Here is a 16632-nt window from a genome sequence, read left to right on the forward strand (position 1 = left end):
GGCTAGAGGCGGCTGGACAGGTCTTCCAGGGCCGCGTGCAACTCTGTGAACTGAAAAGTGAAACCGGCCGCCAGCAAGCGTTCGGGGAGCGCTTTCTGCCCGCCCAGCAACAACCCGGACAACTCGCCCAACCCGACCTTCAGCGCAAACGCCGGCATCGGCATGAACGCAGGGCGGTGCAGCACCTGGCCCAAGGTCTTGGCAAACTCGCGGTTGCGCACCGGGTGTGGCGCGCACGCATTATAAGGACCGCTGGCGTCGTTCTTGTGCAGAAGAAAATCAATCAGGGCGATTTGATCCTTGATATGCACCCACGGCATCCACTGCCGACCATCGCCGATCGGCCCGCCCAGCGCCAGCTTGAACGGCAGCAGCAGCCGCGACAAAAAGCCGCCCTGCGCCGCCAGCACCAGGCCGGTGCGCACCAGCACCACACGCACACCCAAGGCCTCGGCGCGCAGGGCGGTTTCCTCCCAGGCGATACACAGCTGGCTGGGGAAGTCATCCTGCACCGGGCCGCTTGCCTCGGTCAGTTCGCGTTCACCGCCGTCGCCGTACCAGCCCACCGCAGAACCCGATATCAGCACGGCGGGTTTGTGCTCCAAACCCTCGATCCACGCCAGCAGGGTTTCGGTGAGGCTAATGCGGCTGCTCCACAGCAACGCCTTGCGCTTGCGGGTCCAGGGGCGATCCGCGATCGGCGCACCCGCCAGGTTGATGACCGCATCCACCGGGCCGATCACCTCTTGCAGACGGCCGACGCCCAGCACTTGAGCACCACACCATTTGGCGACCGTCTCCGGCTCACGGCTCCATACCGTGAGTTGATGCCCCTGCGCCAGCCAGCGTTGGCACAGTTGGCGGCCGATCAGACCCGTACCGCCGGTCAGCAAAATATGCATGGGACACTCCTGATGTAACGTTCGCCGTCGATCACTGGTCTATTTTATAGAAAGGGATCATTTGTAAACGGGCGTAACGTTGGCTAAGCCTCAGCTTTAACCATAGGTCACACCGTTAGAACAGGCATGCCAAAACTTATACCAAAAAACAATATTGTACAGCTATTGGTGTCGGCGTAGTCTGTACCCAACGGTAAAACGAGGCCTCCCATGACTGTTCCCATCGCGATCATCGGCACCGGCATCGCCGGTCTCTCAGCCGCCCGAGCGTTACGAGACGCGGGGCATGTTGTACAACTCTTCGATAAAAGCCGCGGCAGTGGTGGCCGCATGTCCAGCAAGCGCAGCGATGCCGGCGCCTTGGACATGGGCGCACAGTACTTCACCGCCCGCGACCGGCGCTTCGTCAACGAAGTGCAACGCTGGCAAAGCAACGGTTGGGCCGAGCAATGGAAACCCCAGCTGTACAACTTCAAGTCCGGCCAACTCACCCCCTCCCCCGATGAACAGATCCGATGGGTCGGCACGCCCCGCATGAGCGCCATCACCCGCGCCCTGCTTGATGACCTGCCGGTGGCGTTCGGCTGCCGTATCACCGAAGTGTTCCAGGGCACCCACCACTGGAACCTGCTGGATGCCGACGGCGGCAACCACGGCCCCTTCAGCCATGTGGTCATCGCCACGCCAGCACCCCAAGCCACAGCCTTGCTGGCCGCTGCGCCCAAACTGGCGAGCGCCGCCGCTGGCGTGAAGATGGATCCGACCTGGGCCATTGCCCTGGCGTTCGACAAACCACTGGATACCCCCATGGAAGGCTGCTTCGTCCAGGACAGCCCTCTCGATTGGCTGGCCCGCAACCGTAGCAAGCCCGGACGTGACACCACCCTGGACACTTGGGTGCTGCACGCCACCAGCGCCTGGAGCAAGGCGCACCTGGACTTACCCAAAGAAGCGGTGATTGAACACCTGCACGGCGCCTTCGCCGAACTGCTGCACAGCGCCATGCCGGCGCCGTCCTTCAGCCTCGCGCACCGCTGGCTGTATGCGCGGCCGTCCAGCAGCCACGAATTTGGCGTGTTGGCTGACGCAGACTTGGGCTTGTATGTGTGCGGCGACTGGTGCCTCTCGGGCCGGGTCGAAGGGGCATGGCTCAGCGGCCAGGAAGCCGCGCGGCGCCTGATCGAACACCTGCAATGAACCGCGTCAACCCGGCCAAATTGCTGCTGTCGAAGTGGACGGCAGCCCATCCACGCAACAAGGAAAAACACTTCCTGGTCACCGAGCTGTTTCGTGACGAAGAAGGCACCGTGCTGGAAATCGAGCTGCAAGCCGTAATGACCCGACGCGCTGAACGCCTGGCCTGGCAAACCCTGCAAAATGCCGAAGCCTGGCGGATGGGCTGGAAGTAACACCCCGCAAATACTTGTACAAAATATTTGACTTGTACAGCATCAAATCTATGATGAGATTTAGTTATACAATTTTTTTGACTTGTACAGGAATCCAGCAGGGGTTTGACCATGTCCACCATCGGAAAGCCGAAGATTGCCATCAGCGCCTGTCTGCTAGGCGAGAACGTACGCTTCAACGGCGGCCACAAACAATCCCTGCTGTGCAGCCAGACCCTCGCTGACTACTTCGACTTCGTGCCACTGTGCCCCGAAGTCGCCATCGGCCTGGGCATCCCCCGCGAGCCGATCCGCCTGGTCGGCGATCCTGCCCAACCCCAGGCCGTCGGCACCGTGCAACGTGACCTCAACGTCACCCAGCCGCTGGAAGCCTACGGCCAGCAGATGGCGGCGGAACACACTGACCTGTGCGGCTACATTTTCATGCAGAAGTCGCCGTCCTGTGGCCTGGAGCGGGTCAAGGTGTATCGCGACAACGGCACCCCGGTGGACGGCGGCGGGCGCGGTATTTATGCCCAGGCCTTTTGCGCCCGCCACCCCAACCTGCCCGTGGAAGAAGACGGCCGCCTGAATGACCCGGTGCTGCGGGAAAACTTCCTGACCCGCGTCTTCGTATATGCCAGCTGGCAGCAATTACGCGCCAGCGGCCTGACCCGTCATGACTTGCTGGCTTTCCATTCGCGCTACAAATACTTGCTGATGGCCCACAGCCCGGTGCACTACAAAAGCCTCGGCCACCTGCTGGGCAGCATGAGCAAGGACACCCACCTCGAAGCGTTGGCCGACGGCTATTTCAGCGACCTGATGACCGGCCTGAAAAAATGCGCCACCCGCGGCACCCACACCAACGTGCTGCAACACATCAGCGGCTACCTCAAGCAGGCCATCAGCGCCGACGACAAGCAGGAAATGCAAACCGTCATCGGCCAGTACCGCCATGGCATCGTGCCGCTGGTGGTGCCGCTGACCCTGCTCAAACACCATTTTCGCCAACACCCGGACCGCTACATCGCGCAGCAGGCCTACCTGCAACCGCATCCGGAAAATCTCAGCCTGCGAAACGCGATCTAACCTATGAAACCTGCCCTGCAAGACGAACCCGGCGAAGACATTGCCAAAGCCCTCGAAGACGGCTGGTTGCCGATCCGCGAAGTGGCGCGCCAGACCGGCGTCAACGCCGTGACCCTGCGCGCCTGGGAGCGCCGCTACGGGCTGATCGTGCCCCAACGCACGCCCAAGGGGCACCGACTGTTCAGCGCCGAGCATGTTCAACGTATTCACACCATTCTGACGTGGCTCAATCGCGGCGTACCGGTCAGCCAGGTGAAAGGCCTGATCGACTCCGCGCAAGCCAACCCCGACGCCGTCGAAAACGAATGGAATGCCTTGCGCCAGAACCTGGTGACCGCCATCAGCGAACTGGCTGAACGCCGGGTCGACGACGCCTTCAACCAGGCCATGGCGCTGTACCCGCCGCGCACCTTGTGCGAGCAATTGATGCTGCCGCTGCTCCAGGAACTGGAACAACGCTGGCAGGGCCAGTTTGGCGCCCAGATGGAGCGGGTGTTTTTCTTGTCCTGGCTGCGCAGCAAGTTCGGCGCACGCATCTACCACAACAACCGCCAGCTCCAAGGCGCTCCGCTGTTGCTGGTCAATCATTCGGACCTGCCCCTGGAGCCACACCTGTGGCTCAGCGCCTGGCTGGCGAGCAGTGCCGACTGCCCGGTGGAAGTCTTCGATTGGCCATTACCGGCGGGCGAGTTGGCCCTGGCGGTGGAACACCTGCAACCCCGTGCGGTTCTGCTGTATTCGAGCAAAGCCCTGCACCTATCGGCCCTGGCCAAACTGTTCGGCGGCGTGAGTTGCCCAAAACTGATAACCGGACCAACGGTATGCATCCACAAAGCCGAGCTGGCCGTATTAACCCGTGACATCCCTGAATTGTTCGTGGCCGAAGACCCGTTGTCGGCTCACCAGATACTGATCCAGCGTGGAATCGTCTAAATGCATTTGATCTGGCTGCGCACCGACCTGCGCCTACACGACAACACCGCCCTGGCCGCCGCGAGCCAGCGGGGCCCGATCGCGGCCGTGTACCTGATCACGCCCGGACAATGGCTGGCCCACGATGATGCCCCGTGCAAAGTGGACTTCTGGCTGCGCAACCTGACGCACCTGAGCCAGGCACTCGGCGCACTGAATATTCCGCTGTTGATCCGCACCTGCGCCACCTGGGACCAGGCGCCCGGCGTGCTGAGCACACTGTGCCGCGAGTTGTCGGCGGAATCGGTGCACGTCAACGAGGAATACGGCATTCACGAAAGCCGCCGCGATGCCGCCGTGGCCAAGACCCTGGAAGCCGACGGTGTGACGTTCCACAGCTATCTGGACCAACTGTTTTTCCAACCCGGCAGCGTCTTGACCAAAACCGGCACCTATTTCCAGGTGTTCAGCCAGTTCCGCAAGGTCTGCTACACCCGCCTGCACAGCGCCTTGCCACGCTTGGTGGCCACGCCAAAGGCCCAGGCAAAAACCGCCATCCACAGCGACCCCGTGCCTGAAACCGTCGACGGCTTCGAGCCGCCCAGCGACAGCTTGCGCGCCCTCTGGCCGGCCGGTGAAGACGAAGCGCGCCGCCGCCTCGACGCCTTCGCCGACCAGCAGATCAGCTACTACAAGGACGAACGCGACTTCCCGGCCAAGCCCGGCACCAGCCAGCTTTCGGCGTACCTGGCTGCTGGCGTGGTGTCGCCACGCCAGTGCCTGCATGCCGCCTTGCAAACCAATCAGGGGGAGTTCGAAAGCGGCGACATGGGCGCCATCACCTGGATCAACGAGCTGCTGTGGCGTGAGTTCTACAAACACATCCTTGTCGGTTACCCACGAGTGTCGCGCCACCGTGCGTTCCGCCCCGAGACCGAAGCCGTGGACTGGCGCAATGCGCCCAAGGACCTCGCCGCCTGGCAGGAGGCGCGTACCGGCTTGCCAATCATCGACGCCGCCATGCGCCAGTTGCTCGAAACCGGCTGGATGCATAACCGCCTGCGCATGGTGGTGGCGATGTTCCTGACCAAGAACCTGCTGATCGACTGGCGCGAAGGCGAGCGTTTCTTCATGCGCCACCTGATCGACGGCGACCTGGCGGCGAATAACGGCGGCTGGCAATGGAGTTCGTCCACCGGCACTGACTCGGCACCTTATTTCCGCATCTTCAGCCCGCTGAGCCAGTCGGAGAAATTCGACAGCGAAGGCGTATTCATCAAGCGCTGGCTGCCCGAACTGGCCGCGCTGAATAAAAAGGAAGTGCACAACCCCGAGGCGGTCGGCGGCCTGTTCGGCGTGGCGGACTACCCGCGTGCGATCGTCGACCTGAAGAAATCCCGGGAGCGAGCATTGGCGGCCTTCCGCAGCCTGCCTTCACGTGAAGCCGTCGGAGGCGCACATGAGTGACTTCCTGCGCCGGTTCGCCCAGGCGTTTGCCACGCTGGACAAGCACAACCTGCACCTGCTCGACAGCCTGTACAGCAAGGACATCGCCTTCGCCGACCCGCTGCATGAAGTTCACGGCCTGCCCGCGATGCACCGCTACTTTGCCGACCTGTACAGCAACGTCAGCCAGTTGCGCTTCGACTTCCACGGCTTCGACCAGGTGGCCGAAGGCGAAGGCTACCTGCGCTGGAAAATGAGTTTTTGTCACCCGCGCCTGGCCAATGGCAAGGTGATCCGAGTGGAAGGTTGCTCGCACCTGATGTGGCGCGACAAGGTCTACCGCCATCGCGATTATTTCGACGCCGGCGCGATGCTCTACGAACACTTGCCCGTGCTGGGCAGTGTGGTCAGCTGGCTGAAAAGGAGGATGGGATGAGCCGTGTACCGCCCCGTCGTTATTGGCTGACCGGCGCCAGCAGTGGCATCGGTGCCGCGCTGGCCGTGGAGCTGCTCAACAGCGGCGCCCATGTCGCCCTCAGCTCACGCACCATAGGCCCGCTGGAAGCCCTCGCCCAGCGCTACCCGGGGCAGGTGCTGGTGGTGGCCGGCGACCTGACCAACAGCCAGGCCGTACGCGAAATCGGCGAGCACATCGGCGCGGCCTGGGGCTCGCTCGACACCGTGATCCTCAACGCCGGCACCTGTGAATACGTGGACGCCCGGCAGTTCGACTCATCGATCATCGAGCACGTGGTGCGCACCAACCTGCTGGCCAGCAGTTACTGCATCGAAGCCGCGCTGCCCCTGTTGCGCGCCGGGCAAACGCCGCACCTGGTGGGCGTTGCCAGCGCCGTGACCTACCTGCCGATGCCGCGCGCCGAAGCCTATGGCGCGTCCAAGGCCGGGCTGCGTTACCTGCTTGAATCGCTGCGTATCAGCCTGTCGCCGGAGAACATCGACGTCACGGTGATCAGCCCGGGCTTCGTCGACACGCCACTGACCGAGCGCAATGATTTCCCCATGCCCCTGAGCTGGCCTGCCGGCAAGGCCGCCCGGCACATCTTTGCCAAGCTTGGAAAACGCCCGTTGGAAATCGCCTTCCCGGCGCTGTTCATTGCCACCTTGTGGCCCTTGTCGAAACTGCCCAACCGCGCGCAGCTGATCATCGGCAAACGCATGCTGCGCAGCCCGCCGCCGCAGAAGGATGACCTGTGAAGATCGCGATTGTAGGCAGCGGCATTGCCGGGTTGACCAGTGCTTACCTGCTCAACCGTAACCACGACATCACGCTGTTCGAAGCCGGCGAGCGCATCGGCGGGCATACCCACACGGTCAACGTGACCGTGGAGGATAAAAGCTACGCGGTGGACACCGGCTTCATCGTGTTCAACGACTGGACCTACCCCAACTTCATTCGCTTGTTGGGACAGATCGGGGTGACCTTCAAACCCACCGAGATGAGCTTTTCGGTGTGTGACCAGAACGAAGGCTTCGAGTACAACGGCAATAACCTCAACAGCCTGTTCGCCCAGCGCAGCAATATTTTGTCTCCGGGGTTCTGGGGCATGTTGCGCGACATCTTGCGTTTCAATCGCCAGGCGCCACTGGACCTGCAAGAGCAACGCATCAGTGCCGAGATGACCCTGGGCGACTACCTCCAGGCCGGTGGCTACGGCCCGCGATTTATCCGGCACTACATCGTGCCGATGGGCGCGGCGATCTGGTCGATGTCCCTGGCCGATATGCTGGGGTTTCCCTTGCAGTTCTTCGTGCGCTTCTTCAAGAACCACGGTTTGCTTTCGGTGAACAACCGGCCACAGTGGTGCGTGATCGAGGGCGGTTCCAGCAGCTACATCGAACCGCTCACCCGCAGTTTTCGCCAGCAGGTGCGCCTCAATTGCCCTGTGCATAACGTCGAGCGCACAGACGATGGCGTGGTTATCCACAGCCCGGCCGGCCGCGAAACCTTTGATCGGGTGGTGTTTGCCTGCCACAGCGATCAGGCGCTGGCCCTGCTCGCCGACCCGAGCCAGGCCGAACAAGAGATTCTCGGTGCCCTGCCTTATGCCGACAACGATGTGGTGCTGCACACCGACACCCGCCTGCTGCCGGACCGCAAACTGGCCTGGGCCAGTTGGAATTACCGGCTGACCGGCAGCGTGCAGACCCAGGCGGCCGTGACCTACGACATGAACATCCTGCAAGGCATCGACAGCGCCACCACCTTTTGCGTCAGCCTCAACCAGACGCCAATGATCAACCCGCTCAAGATCCTGGCCCGCTACACCTACGCACACCCGCAATACAGCCTGGCGGCCGTGGCTGCCCAAGCGCGCTGGCAAGAGTTGCACGGCACGCGCCATACCTTTTATTGCGGCGCCTACTGGGCCAACGGTTTCCACGAAGACGGCGTGACCAGCGCCTTGCGTGTGGCCGAAGCCTTTGGAGAGCGCCTGTGAACAGCGCCCTGTACAGCGGCTGGATCGCCCATCGGCGGTTCGCGCCCAAGGCCCACGCGTTTCGTTACCGCATCGGCCTGCTGTACCTGGATTTGAGCGAACAAGACGAAGTGCTCGGGCTCTCGCCCCTGGCCGGCGCGAGCCGTCTGGCGCCCTTCGGCTTTCGCCAGCAGGATTACCTGCGTGAATTGACGCGCCACGGCATGAGCTTGACCGATGCCGTGCGCCACGAAGTCGGCAAGGCACTGGGGCGTACACCCCAGGGCGTAATCTGCCTACTGACCCAGGCCCGCAGTTGGGGCCTGGCTTTTAACCCTGTGAGTTTCTTCTACTGTTTCGAGGCCGACGGACAACTGGCTGCGATCTTGTGTGAAGTGACCAACACCCCCTGGCGCGAGCGCTATCACTACGTGCTGCCCGCCCAGGCGCTGGGTGCCGATGAGCACCAGCATTTTTCCGTGGCCAAGGCCTTTCATGTGTCGCCGTTTTTGCCGCGCGAGCTGGAATACCGCATGAGTTTCAGCCCGCCCGCCGCCAAGCTCGGTGTGCACATGGCCGACTGGCAAGGCGACTTTAAAGTCTTCGACGCCACCCTGAACCTGCAAAAAGAAGCCCTGAGCCGCGCCAGCCTGCACCGCTACCTGTGGCGCTTTCCGTGGATGACCGCCAAGACGTGCCTGGCGATTTACTGGCAGGCCCTGCGCCTGTTGCTCAAACGCACACCGATTTTTTCCCACCGGGCCGCCGATGGCGCCTCTCGCACCGCAGTCGGGTATACCAAGGATCGCCGCCATGAAAACCCCTAGCTTATCGGTCAAGGCCAACCGCCTGAACGTCAACGGCATGACCACCGCGCTGCTGCGTAAGGCGGTGCTGCGCCAACTCAGCCAGTTGCGCCATGGCCAGTTGGTGGTGATCGAAGACGGCGAACGCCAAGTGTTCGGCGCCCGGGAAGCGCACCTGCTGGGGGAAATCCAGATCCTCGATTCGGCCGTATGGGGCCTGGTGGCGGCCAACGGCTCCATCGGTGCGGGCGAGGCGTTTATCCACGGCTACTGGAGCAGCCCGGACCTCACCGCCGTGGTGCGCGTGATGGTCAGCAACCTGGATGTTCTGGATGCGATGGAGGGCGGCCTGGCACGACTGGCTCGCCCGTTCACCCAGGGCCTGCACTGGCTCAACCGCAACACGCGCAAAGGCTCGCAGAAAAATATTGCCGCCCACTACGACCTGGGCAATGACCTGTTCGAAGAATTCCTCGACCCGACGATGATGTATTCGGCGGCGCAATTTCTTACTCCCGACGACACCTTGGAACAGGCCCAGTTGAACAAACTGGAACGCATCTGCCAGAAGCTCGCGCTCAAGCCGACTGACCACTTGCTGGAAATCGGCACCGGCTGGGGCAGCATGGCGCTGTATGCGGCCCAGCACTATGGCTGCAAGGTCACCACCACGACCTTGTCCAAGGAGCAGTTTGCCTACACCGAAAAACGCATCGACACCCTGGGCCTGAACGACCAGGTGACCCTGTTGCTGCAGGACTATCGCGACCTCACCGGCCAATACGACAAGCTGGTCTCCATCGAGATGATCGAGGCCGTGGGCCACCGCTTCCTGCCGACCTACTTCAAGCAATGCGCCCACCTGCTCAAGGCTGACGGCCTGATGTTGCTGCAAGCCATCACCATTCGGGAACAGCGCTTCGAGCAGGCCAAGAACAGTGTCGACTTCATTCAGCGTTACATCTTCCCCGGTGGCGCGCTGCCCTGTGTGCAGAACATGCTGCACATTGTCAGCCGCGACACCGACATGAACCTGCTGCACATGGAGGATTTCGGCCTGCACTACGCGCGAACCCTGCGCCTGTGGCACGAGAACTTTCGCCGCGCCCATGGTCGCCTCGCCGAGTTGGGCTACGATGAGTACTTCCTGCGCTTGTGGGAGTTCTACCTGTGCTACTGCGAAGGGGGATTCATGGAACGAACGATTGGGACCGCGCAGTTGCTGCTGGCCAAGCCTGCGGCGATCAACCCGCCCTTGCTCGGGCGCTTCAGTGCTTAAACCGCTGGTCAACGCCGCGCTGTTCCAAGGCGGCTGGTTTGCCTGTGTACTCGGTGGCGACAGCCGCTGGCTGCTGGTAGGGCTCGCCGCGCTGGCCATTCATTTGCTGTGGACAAGTTCCTGGGCCGAGGAAGGCCAAGTGATCCTCGCCGTGACCTTGCTCGGTACGGTGATCGACACCTCGTTGCGCACCTTTGGTGTGTTTCATTTCAGCCTGCCCGGGCCGCTGATTCCATTCTGGCTGGTGCTGCTGTGGGCATTGCTCGCGACCACTTTGCGCCATTGCCTGGCGTGGACCGCACGCCCCTGGTGGCGTGCCAGCGTGTTGGGCGCGGCGGCCGGGCCCTTGTCGTATTACGCGGGCAGCCAGTTGGCCGGTGTGAGTTTCGGCTACGGCACAGCGCCTACCTTGATCGGCCTCGCGCTGCTGTGGGCCGTGGTGTTCCCGGTGCTGCACTGGGTTGCGCGGCAGTTGGGGCACTGACGTCCGTCAGAGCATTCATACGCGCATGACGCGCTTGCCTTACACTGCGCGCCTATGACCGACATCCCCCACTTCCAGATCCCCGAACCCGCCGTCACTTGCTCGACGTGCGCGGCCTGCTGCTGCCAGTTGGAAGTGATGCTGATCACCGACACCGGCGTGCCGGAGCGCTATATCGATACCGACGATTGGGGCGGCGAGGTGATGCTGCGCCTGGACGACGGCTGGTGCGCGGCGCTGGACCGGGACACGATGATGTGCACGATCTATGAGCGACGGCCACTGATTTGCCGGGAGTTCGAAATGGGCGCACCGGAGTGCCTGGAAGAGCGACAGGGCATTGCCACCGCTTACCGCTGATCGCGAATATGGCGATATTCAAATGTGGGAGCTGGCTTGCCTGCGATGGCATCACCTCGGTATGACTGATACACCGAGGTGCCTGCATCACCGGCAAGCCAGCTCCCACATAGGTTTGTGGTGCTCGGGGATTTACAGCGGCAAGGTGTAGTGCAGCGAGTAGCTTTCTACCCCGTCGTTGTTGCTGCTGATGCCCGCGTTGGAATAGTGCGTGGCACGAATGCCCACTTCATGCCCACCGGCAAAGCGCAGGCCGAAGCCCAAGCGGTCTTCGAACTGGAAGGCCTGGCCGATGTTGTTGTCCTCGACCCGCGTGCGGGAGAACACCGCCACACCAATCCCCGCCTCGATGTACGGCTTGACCTTCTCCCCGGCAAACTCATACACAAACACCGGCGAGAATGACAGGCTGCTGACACTGGCGCGCTTGTCGCCATCCCAGTAGGTGTAGGCGCCGCTCCAGTAACCGGTCAGCCGTCCTGTATCGCTTTGCCACCAACTTTTATCCCAATCCGACGTCAAGCCCAACCGATAGGTCATGGTTGAATCGCTGGTACTCCCCACCCCGAATTCAAGGCCGGCGGCCTGTGCCGAAACCGAGTGTCCCACCACTACGGCCGCAATCGCGGCCAAACAGAACAAGCGCTTCATAAGAAACAATCCTTTGAGAACGACGTTATTTGGTTTTGTGCAGGCTAACTCGCTATAGAAGCTGGCGTGTAGACAGAAGTTCAGCTTCTAACCCCGATATTTCACGAATTTTTCACGAGCCAAAACTACGCACAACGCCGGGAGATTTCCATAGTGCTGGTAGGATATTTCTGAGGTGGTCGGCGTCGCCGCTGGTCCAGAACTGCGCAGGCTGCGGGTTTGCGCTGGCCAACAGGTCGCGCTCACTCAGCAGGCGCTTAAGCTGACGCGCCACGGCGGCGCCGGTGTCGATCAGGATGACGCTGGGGGGCAGCATCTGGGCCAGCAGCGGCTTGAGGAAGGGGTAATGGGTGCAGCCAAGGATAATGGTGTCGCAACCGGCGCTGAGCAGCGGTTCGACATAACCCTGCAACATCTGGCGCAACGCGGGGCTGCACAAATCGCCGGTTTCAATCAGCTCCACCAGGCCCGGGCAGGGCTGGGTGATCACCCGCACGTCGGTGGCGAAGCGGTCGAGCAACGCGGCGAACTTGGCGCTTTGCAGGGTGCCGGTGGTAGCCAGTACACCGACCACACCACTGCGGGTAGCGGCAGCGGCCGGCTTGACCGCCGGCTCCATGCCCACCAACGGCCAGTCGGGATAGTCCAGGCGCAAATCCGCAACGGCGGCGACGGTCGCGGTGTTGCAGGCGATAACAAACGCCTTGGCACCTTGGCCACGGAAAAACTCCGCCACCAATCGCGAGCGCTCAAGAATATAGCCTGGGGTTTTCTCGCCATAAGGAATGTGCCCGCAGTCGGCCACATACAACAGCGATTCATGGGGCAACAGCTGCTGGATTTCGTCGAGCACCGTCAGCCCGCCGATGCCGGAATCGAACACACCGATCGGCGCGTCCTTAACCATGCTGCACTCCACACACGCTGCAGCCGGGATCGCGCTTGACCCGCAGTTCGCGAAAACGCGTGGTTAATGCATCAATCAACAGCAGGCGGCCTACCAGCGGCTCGCCAAACCCGGCCAACAGTTTCAACGCTTCCAGGGCCTGCAGGCTGCCGACCACGCCCACCAGCGGGCCGACCACGCCAGCCTCGCTGCAGGTCAGTTCGGTGTCGCTGCCGTGACCATATAAACAGTGGTAGCACGGGCTCTCGGCGCGGCGCGGGTCAAATACCGACAACTGGCCCTCAAGGCGAATCGCGGCACCGCTGACCAACGGTTTACCGGCCGCCACAGATGCGGCATTTACGGCTTCGCGGGTGGAGAAGTTGTCACTGCAATCAAGCACCACGTCTACCGCCGTTACGGCGGCCGCCAGGGAATCAGCGTCGAGCGCTGCGCGATGGGCGACCAGCGTGATCTCGGGGTTGATGCCCGCCAGGCGCTGTAGCGCCGAATCGACCTTGGTCTGCCCCACGCTGTGGGTGTCATGGATGATCTGGCGCTGCAGGTTGGTCAGGTCGACGGTGTCGAAGTCCGCCAGGTGCAACTCACCCACGCCGGCTGCCGCCAGGTACAACGCCACCGGTGCGCCCAGGCCGCCGAGGCCGATGATCAGCGCACGGCCGTTTTTCAAGCGCAACTGGCCATCGATGTCGACCTGCTGCAACAAGATCTGCCGGCTATAGCGCAACAGCTCCTGATCGGTCAGCACGGGCGGCGCCCCAAGGTAATGCGTTCGTGGTTGCCGAGGTCGATACGGCTGTGGACCTCTTCAAAGCCTTCGCCCGACAACAAGTCACGCACGGCCGCAGCCTGGTCATAACCGTGTTCGAGCAACAACCAGCCACCGGCATTCAGGTGCGCTGGAGACTGCGCGATGATCAACCGCAGGTCGTCCAGGCCGTCATGGCCCGCGACCAGTGCGCTGGCCGGCTCAAAGCGCACATCGCCCGCCACCAGGTGCGGGTCGTTGGCGGCAATGTACGGCGGGTTGCTGATGATCAAGTCGTACGTGCGGCCTTGCAGGGCACTGAACCAATGGCTGTTCAGCACCGTCGCGTTATTCAGGTGCAGGCGCTGGCGGTTGCGTTCGGCGAGGGCCACGGCTTCGAGCACGCGGTCGACCGCCGTCACCTGCCAGGCCGGACGCTCGCTGGCCAAGGCCAGGGCGATGGCGCCACTGCCGGTGCCCAGGTCAAGAACGTGGGTGGGCGTGGCCGGCAACAATTCCAGTGCCGCTTCCACCAGCAATTCAGTGTCCGGGCGCGGGATCAGGGTGTGTGGCGCGACTTCCAGGTCGAGCTTCCAGAAACCTTGCTGGCCGAGAATGTAGGCCACCGGCTCACCGCCACGGCGGCGCTGCAGGTAACCGGCGAAGGTCAACGCATCTTCGCTGCTGACGATTTTTTCCGGCCAGGTATGCAGGTAGCTGCGAGGTTTGCCCAGGGCGGCGGCCAGCAACAACTCGGCGTCCAGGCGCGCGCTAGGCGAGTCTGGCAGGTCGGCGGCGCGCAACAGGCTGGCGATGATGGTCATTTATTCACCGATCGCTGCGAGTTGGTCGGCCTGGTATTCGGCGAGCAATGGTTCGATCACCGCTTCGACGCCACCGGCGAGGATCTCGTCCAGGGAATAAAGGGTGAGGTTGACCCGGTGGTCGGTGACCCGGCCTTGGGCAAAGTTGTAGGTGCGGATGCGTTCGGAGCGGTCACCCGAACCGACCAGCAACTTGCGCTCGCTGGCAATCGCATTAGCGGCAGCGCTGGTCTGCTGGTCGTTGAGTTTGGCAGACAGCCACGACATCGCCCGCGCACGGTTCTTGTGCTGGGAACGTTCTTCCTGGCATTCCACCACGATGCCCGACGGCAAGTGGGTGATACGGATGGCGGAGTCGGTCTTGTTCACGTGCTGGCCACCGGCGCCCGACGAGCGGTAAGTGTCGATGCGCAGGTCGGCCGGGTTGATCTCGATGGCTTCCTGTTCATCCGGCTCGGGCAACACGGCCACGGTGCACGCGGAGGTGTGGATACGGCCCTGGGATTCAGTCGCCGGGACACGCTGTACGCGGTGTGCACCGGATTCGAACTTCAGCTTGCCGTAGACGTTGTCGCCCTCGACCCGCGCGATGACTTCTTTATAGCCGCCGTGCTCACCCTCGTTCTCCGAGAGGATTTCCACGCGCCAGCCACGACGCTCGGCGTAACGCGAATACATGCGGAACAGGTCGCCGGAGAAAATCGCCGCCTCGTCGCCACCGGTGCCGGCGCGAATTTCGAGGAACACGTTGCGCCCGTCGTTGGGGTCCTTGGGCAACAGCATGCGTTGCAGGTCGCCTTCCAGCTCGGCGAGTTTTTCCTTGGCCTCGCGGACTTCTTCCACGGCCATTTCGCGCATGTCCGGGTCGCTGTCCTTGAGCAGCGCCTGGGCGCCTTCAAGGTCGGCCTGCACTTTGAGCAGGTTTTTGTAGGTAGCGACAACCGGTTCGACTTCGGCGTATTCCTTGGAATAAGCACGGAACTTAGTCTGATCGGCAATGACTTCGCCATCGCCGAGCAAGGCGGTCAGTTCTTCGAAACGGTCCTGGAGCACGTCCAGTTTATTGAGCAGTGACGCTTTCATTGCGGTTTTTTATCCGAAGAGCTATCTGACGCGCCCTCACCGAGGGCAAAGAGTTCCTGGGCCATGGCCAGCGCATCGAGGCGGCCTTCGGCGGTAAGCTTTTTCAACTGTACGCTGGGGGCGTGGAGCAACTTGTTGGTCAAGCCACGGGCCAGTTGCATCAACACCTCTTCGGCGCTGCTGCCGTTGGCCAGCAAGCGCTGGGCCTTGCTCAACTCCTCGTCGCGCAGGCGTTCGCCCTGCTGACGATACGCCTTGAGCACGTCCACCGCCGCCAGTTCACGCAGGCGCACCATGAAGTCTTCGGCGCCGGTGCTGACCATTTCCTCGGCGGCCTGGGCAGCGCCCTGGCGGCTCTTGAGGTTTTCGGCGACCACTTCGTGCAGGTCGTCGACACTGTAGAGGTAAACGTCGTCCAATTCGCCGACTTCGGGCTCGATATCCCGGGGAACGGCGATATCCACCATGAAGATCGGTTTGTGCTTGCGCAGCTTCAGTGCACTTTCCACCGCGCCTTTGCCCAGGATCGGCAACTGGCTGGCGGTGGAGCTGATCACGATATCGCTGCGCACCAGTTCGGCCGGGATGTCCGACAACAACACCGCATGGGCACCGAACTGCTCGGCGAGGATGCTCGCACGCTCCAGTGTACGGTTGGCGACCACAATGCGCTTTACGCCCAGATCATGCAGGTGACGGGCGACCAGGGTGATGGTTTCACCGGCGCCGATCAGCAGGGCTTGGCTGCGCTGCAGGTCGCTGAAAATCTGTTTGGCCAGGCTGACGGCGGCAAACGCCACGGACACCGGGTTCTCACCGATGGCGGTGTCGGTGCGCACCTGCTTGGCGGAATTGAATGTGGCCTGGAACAGGCGGCCCAGCAACGGCCCCACGGTGCCGGCCTCGCGGGCCACGGCGTAGGCGGATTTCATCTGGCCCAGGATCTGCGGTTCGCCCAGCACCAGCGAATCGAGCCCTGCGGCGACGCGCATCATGTGACGAACTGCCGCATCTTCTTCGTGCACATAAGCGCTGGCGCGCAGGTCGTCGAGGCTCAAATGGTGATAATCGGCCAGCCAGCGCAGCACCCCATCCGCCGAAAGATGTTCCTGCTCTATATAAAGCTCGCTGCGATTGCAGGTCGAAAGGATCGCAGCTTCGCGGCTGTCGGTGAGCCGGCAGAGCTGCTGCAAGGCCTCAACCAACTGCTCTGGCGTGAACGCAACGCGCTCGCGCACGTCTACGGTAGCAGTCTTGTGGTTAATACCGAGTGCGAGGAAGGCCATTCAATATCGCTGATGATGTCGGGAAG

The 16632-nt window shown here is 62.4% G+C and carries 19 protein-coding genes; 12 read left to right on the forward strand and 7 right to left on the reverse strand.

Annotated elements, in window-relative coordinates; translation table 11 throughout:
- Window positions 1-2 precede the first annotated feature (2 nt).
- On the reverse strand, window positions 3-902 hold the full coding sequence (locus HX803_RS04215) for a TIGR01777 family oxidoreductase (RefSeq protein ID WP_178919187.1): 900 nt from the start codon (window positions 900-902) through the stop codon (window positions 3-5).
- A 210-nt stretch (window positions 903-1112) separates the two neighbouring features.
- Here HX803_RS04215 and HX803_RS04220 point away from each other — a divergent pair, with 210 nt between their 5' ends.
- The 12 genes from HX803_RS04220 (at window position 1113) to HX803_RS04275 (ending at window position 11107) form a co-directional block, all read left to right on the forward strand.
- Window positions 1113-2099, forward strand: coding sequence for an NAD(P)/FAD-dependent oxidoreductase (locus HX803_RS04220; protein WP_178919188.1), 987 nt, complete (start codon window positions 1113-1115; stop codon window positions 2097-2099).
- The gene (locus HX803_RS04225) at window positions 2096-2311 is read left to right on the forward strand and encodes a TIGR02450 family Trp-rich protein (protein ID WP_178919189.1); all 216 of its coding nucleotides are present in this window, start codon (window positions 2096-2098) and stop codon (window positions 2309-2311) included. Before HX803_RS04220 ends, HX803_RS04225 begins: the two co-directional genes overlap by 4 nt.
- 111 nt (window positions 2312-2422) lie before the next feature.
- Window positions 2423-3382 (forward strand): DUF523 and DUF1722 domain-containing protein, encoded by a 960-nt coding sequence (locus HX803_RS04230; protein ID WP_178919190.1) that lies wholly within the window; start codon window positions 2423-2425, stop codon window positions 3380-3382.
- Between the two features lie 3 nt (window positions 3383-3385).
- Window positions 3386-4315: a MerR family transcriptional regulator gene (locus HX803_RS04235; protein WP_178919191.1), complete on the forward strand. Its 930-nt coding sequence runs from the start codon at window positions 3386-3388 to the stop codon at window positions 4313-4315.
- Window positions 4316-5761: a deoxyribodipyrimidine photo-lyase gene (gene phrB / locus HX803_RS04240; RefSeq protein WP_178919192.1), complete on the forward strand. Its 1446-nt coding sequence runs from the start codon at window positions 4316-4318 to the stop codon at window positions 5759-5761.
- On the forward strand, window positions 5754-6176 hold the full coding sequence (locus HX803_RS04245) for a nuclear transport factor 2 family protein (protein ID WP_178919193.1): 423 nt from the start codon (window positions 5754-5756) through the stop codon (window positions 6174-6176). The genes phrB and HX803_RS04245 overlap by 8 nt, the downstream gene beginning before the upstream one ends.
- On the forward strand, window positions 6173-6955 hold the full coding sequence (locus tag HX803_RS04250; protein ID WP_178919194.1) for an SDR family oxidoreductase: 783 nt from the start codon (window positions 6173-6175) through the stop codon (window positions 6953-6955). The genes HX803_RS04245 and HX803_RS04250 overlap by 4 nt, the downstream gene beginning before the upstream one ends.
- A complete protein-coding gene (locus tag HX803_RS04255; protein WP_178919196.1) occupies window positions 6952-8199 on the forward strand; it encodes an FAD-dependent oxidoreductase in 1248 nt (415 codons plus the stop codon). The genes HX803_RS04250 and HX803_RS04255 overlap by 4 nt, the downstream gene beginning before the upstream one ends.
- Window positions 8196-9005, forward strand: coding sequence for a DUF1365 domain-containing protein (locus HX803_RS04260; RefSeq protein WP_178919198.1), 810 nt, complete (start codon window positions 8196-8198; stop codon window positions 9003-9005). Before HX803_RS04255 ends, HX803_RS04260 begins: the two co-directional genes overlap by 4 nt.
- On the forward strand, window positions 8992-10263 hold the full coding sequence (locus tag HX803_RS04265) for a cyclopropane-fatty-acyl-phospholipid synthase family protein (RefSeq protein WP_178919200.1): 1272 nt from the start codon (window positions 8992-8994) through the stop codon (window positions 10261-10263). The genes HX803_RS04260 and HX803_RS04265 overlap by 14 nt, the downstream gene beginning before the upstream one ends.
- The gene (locus HX803_RS04270; RefSeq protein WP_178919202.1) at window positions 10256-10747 is read left to right on the forward strand and encodes a DUF2878 domain-containing protein; all 492 of its coding nucleotides are present in this window, start codon (window positions 10256-10258) and stop codon (window positions 10745-10747) included. The genes HX803_RS04265 and HX803_RS04270 overlap by 8 nt, the downstream gene beginning before the upstream one ends.
- Before the next feature lie 54 nt (window positions 10748-10801).
- Entirely contained in the window at window positions 10802-11107 is a 306-nt protein-coding gene (locus HX803_RS04275) for a YkgJ family cysteine cluster protein (RefSeq protein ID WP_178919204.1), read from the forward strand.
- A 132-nt stretch (window positions 11108-11239) separates the two neighbouring features.
- Here the strand turns inward: HX803_RS04275 and HX803_RS04280 are convergent, their stop codons facing one another.
- The 6 genes from HX803_RS04280 to hemA all read right to left on the reverse strand — a co-directional run bounded on the left by HX803_RS04280 (window position 11240) and on the right by hemA (window position 16606).
- On the reverse strand, window positions 11240-11758 hold the full coding sequence (locus tag HX803_RS04280) for an acyloxyacyl hydrolase (protein ID WP_176995188.1): 519 nt from the start codon (window positions 11756-11758) through the stop codon (window positions 11240-11242).
- A 112-nt stretch (window positions 11759-11870) separates the two neighbouring features.
- The gene (gene murI / locus HX803_RS04285; protein ID WP_178919206.1) at window positions 11871-12665 is read right to left on the reverse strand and encodes a glutamate racemase; all 795 of its coding nucleotides are present in this window, start codon (window positions 12663-12665) and stop codon (window positions 11871-11873) included.
- Window positions 12658-13413, reverse strand: a complete 756-nt coding sequence (locus tag HX803_RS04290) for a molybdopterin-synthase adenylyltransferase MoeB (protein ID WP_178919208.1) — start codon at window positions 13411-13413, stop codon at window positions 12658-12660. Before HX803_RS04290 ends, murI begins: the two co-directional genes overlap by 8 nt.
- Window positions 13407-14237, reverse strand: a complete 831-nt coding sequence (gene prmC, locus HX803_RS04295) for a peptide chain release factor N(5)-glutamine methyltransferase (RefSeq protein WP_178919210.1) — start codon at window positions 14235-14237, stop codon at window positions 13407-13409. Before prmC ends, HX803_RS04290 begins: the two co-directional genes overlap by 7 nt.
- Entirely contained in the window at window positions 14238-15320 is a 1083-nt protein-coding gene (prfA, locus tag HX803_RS04300; RefSeq protein ID WP_176995192.1) for a peptide chain release factor 1, read from the reverse strand.
- Complete coding sequence (hemA, locus tag HX803_RS04305) at window positions 15317-16606, reverse strand: glutamyl-tRNA reductase (protein ID WP_176995193.1); 1290 nt, start codon at window positions 16604-16606, stop codon at window positions 15317-15319. Before hemA ends, prfA begins: the two co-directional genes overlap by 4 nt.
- Window positions 16607-16632 lie beyond the last annotated feature (26 nt).

Source organism: Pseudomonas sp. P7548, assembly GCF_013386585.1.
Lineage (GTDB): Bacteria > Pseudomonadota > Gammaproteobacteria > Pseudomonadales > Pseudomonadaceae > Aquipseudomonas.